Source organism: Ideonella sp. P3_A4 (genome assembly GCF_056403075.1).
This window is the reverse complement of the sequence record NZ_JBFUGE010000724.1, coordinates 1-2,754: the sequence shown is the minus strand read 5'-3', so window position 1 is coordinate 2,754 and position 2,754 is coordinate 1. Positions and strand designations below refer to the sequence as shown.

General features: G+C 67.0%; 3 protein-coding genes. All 3 read right to left on the bottom strand.

Annotated elements, in window-relative coordinates; all coding sequences use genetic code 11:
- Window positions 1–541, bottom strand: a 541-nt coding sequence (locus AC1DYI_RS31770; RefSeq protein WP_477208101.1) for a hypothetical protein, incomplete at its 3' end; no start/stop codon positions are given.
- A gap of 198 nt (window positions 542–739) precedes the next feature.
- Window positions 740–1,105 carry a carboxymuconolactone decarboxylase family protein gene (locus tag AC1DYI_RS31765; protein ID WP_477208102.1) on the bottom strand — a complete coding sequence of 122 codons (366 nt, stop codon included), beginning with the start codon at window positions 1,103–1,105 and terminating at the stop codon, window positions 740–742.
- Between the two features lie 114 nt (window positions 1,106–1,219).
- Window positions 1,220–2,623, bottom strand: a complete 1,404-nt coding sequence (hemN, locus tag AC1DYI_RS31760) for an oxygen-independent coproporphyrinogen III oxidase (protein ID WP_477208100.1) — start codon at window positions 2,621–2,623, stop codon at window positions 1,220–1,222.
- Window positions 2,624–2,754 lie beyond the last annotated feature (131 nt).

Sequence of the window (2,754 nt, the reverse complement as noted above, 5' to 3'; positions counted from 1 at the left end):
CCTGGGCGTATTCGATGGCGGCGGGCGCGTTGCTCGGGTCAGTGGCCACGATGCGTTCAAGCAGCGGCTCGGCCGCGGCGGCCCACTTGGCCTTGTCGGTCTCCACCGGCTTGATGGCGTCGAGCACCGCCTTGGCGCCGGCAGGGTCCTTGTCTGCATGCAAGGCGACGAGAGACCAGCCGAGGATGGTCACGTCCTTGGCCGGCATGGGCGATTGCCCAGCGCTGCGCGCACTTTGCACGTGCTGCAGCACCTGCGCCGCGTCAGCGGCAGGCAGCGCCTGCAGGGTGGCAGCATCCAGAAGGCCTTTGAGCCCGGCCGCGCCTTGCGAGGCCACCTCAGCGCGCGACTGCGCCACGCCCGCATACAGCTCGGCCGCCTGCACCACGCGCCCTTCGGTCCGGGCCTGCGCGGCCTGCTTGAGATGGCGCGCGGCCACCTGGTTGGGCGACTGGTAGTACTGCCAGCCACCGAATCCCACCACCGCCACGGCAATGGCTGTCCCCGCGATGAATTTCGCGCTCCCTGCTTTTCCCGACATGTCCTGATCCTTGTTGTGCGCCGGGGTCCCTCCCAGGCGGGCGAAAGGATAAGGCACGCATGGCGGGGCGCCGGCACACTGTCTGCGGATTGGCCAGCGGCGCCGACAAAAGTCACGATCGGCGACGCTCAAGCCTTTGAGCGCTCAAGCAAGCCTGTCAGGGCCGAACCACAGCCACACGGCATTGGGCGGGCGGGTTCAGGTCACCACGGCAGTGTCCTGGGCGAACTCGTCGAAAGCGGCGAGCGCGTTGGCGCTGTACATCAGCGAAGGGCCGCCGCCCATGTAGACAGCCACCGCCAGCGCCTCCTCGACTTCGGCTTTCGTCGCACCGAGCCGGACGAGCGCGCGGGCATGGAAGCCGATGCACGCATCGCAATGAGCGGCGACGCCGAGCGCCAGCGCGATCAGCTCCTTGTTCTTGGCCGACACGGCGCCGTTGGCCAGGCTGGCCTTGGCCAGCTCGTTGAAGCCCTTCATCACGGCGGGCTGGTCGGCGCGCAGCGTTGAGAGCTGCGCCGATACCGCGCTCGTGAGTGTCTGGTAGGAGGTGTCAGGTGTCATGGACGCAGGATGCCCCGACACCACGCCCTGCGGCTTGACGGCCATCAACGACACGGCGATCACGCGATGCTGCGCCTCGCGTTGTTCATGCTCCCAGGCCAGGGCCCAGGCCGTTCAGATGATGCGCGAGAAGCTCATCCGCCGCTGCTGCGCATGCAGGTGCTTGTCGAACACCATCGCCACCGCGCGTACGAAATACCAGCCCAGCGGCGTGACCAGCAGGCCGTCGTCTTCGAGTCGCACCAGGCCCTGGTCAACAAGCGGCCGCAGGCGCTCCAGCTCCGGTGCGAAGTAGTCAGAGAACTGCACCAGGTGCGCGGACTCGATCGACTCGAAGTCGACGCGGCCCTGGCACATCACCGCCATGATCACCGCGCGGCGCACGAGGTCATCGCGATCCAGCGCCATGCCGCGGGTGACCGGCAGCCGGCCGCCGCGAAGTGAGTCGTAGTACTCCGGCAGCGTCTTGGCGTTCTGGCTGTAGGTCGCGCCCACGCGGCCAATGGCCGAGACCCCGAGGCCGATCAGATCGCAATCGGGTTGGGTGCTGTAGCCCTGGAAGTTGCGGTGCAACCGCCCTTGTCGCTTGGCCACGGCCAACGGGTCGTCGTGCAGCGCGAAATGGTCCATGCCGATGTAGTCGTAGCCTTGCTGACCGAAGGTGTCGATCGCGGCCGCGAGCATCGAGATCTTCTGCGTCGGTGCTGGCAAGTCGGCCGAATGGATGCGGCGCTGCGGCTTGAACCGCTCGGGCAGGTGCGCGTAGGCATAGAGCGCGATCCGATCGGGTCGCAGCTGGCTCACCTGGTCTATCGTGCGCCGGAACGACTCGGGCGTCTGCAGGGGCAGGCCGTAGATCAGGTCGACGTTGGTGGAGTCGAAGCCGATGCCACGGGCAGCCTCCAGCAGTGYGGCCACCTCGTCGAAGGGCTGCACGCGATGCACGGCCTTCTGAACCGCAGGGTCGAAGTCCTGTACGCCCAGGCTGAGCCGGTTGAAACCCAGGTCGGCCAGGTGGCTCAGGCGTTGTGGCGACACCGTTCGCGGGTCCACCTCGATCGAGTATTCGCCCCCGGGAACGAGCACGAAGTGACGCTGGATCGCCTGCATCAGGCGCTCCAGTTCAGCGTCTGACAAGAAGGTGGGCGTGCCGCCGCCGAAGTGCAGCTGAGACACCATCGGCGCCTGGCCGAGCGCCGCTGCGGTCAACTCGATCTCTTGCTCGAGTGCGTCGAGATACTCACCGGCACGATCGTGGTGCCGGGTGATCACCTTGTTGCAGGCGCAGTAGTAGCACACCGATTCGCAGAACGGCACGTGTACGTAGACCGACAACGGCCCCCGCGGYCCGGCGCCGGCGGCGTTCGCCCTCCCCTGGAGCGCCTGGCGATAAGCCGACTCGTCAAAAGCTTCGACGAAGCGATCGGCCGTCGGGTAGGACGTGTAGCGGGGGCCGGCCACGTCCAGCCGGGCCAGTTGTTCGCTGGTGATGGCGGGGGGCGATGCGACAGAAGTCATTGCGCCACTGTGGCCCGCCCGACACCGGCCCGGCTTGATTCAACGCAAGGTCGGACGCGATGGCCTGACGACAATCAAATGAATCCTTGAGGTGTCTCATGCTCAGCTCCCGCCCCTCGCCAGAATGCGGT

Excerpts from the sequence above, each read along its gene's own strand:
- AC1DYI_RS31765 (WP_477208102.1), bottom strand. The coding sequence starts at position 1,105 with ATGACACCTGACACCTCCTACCAGACACTCACGAGCGCGGTATCGGCG.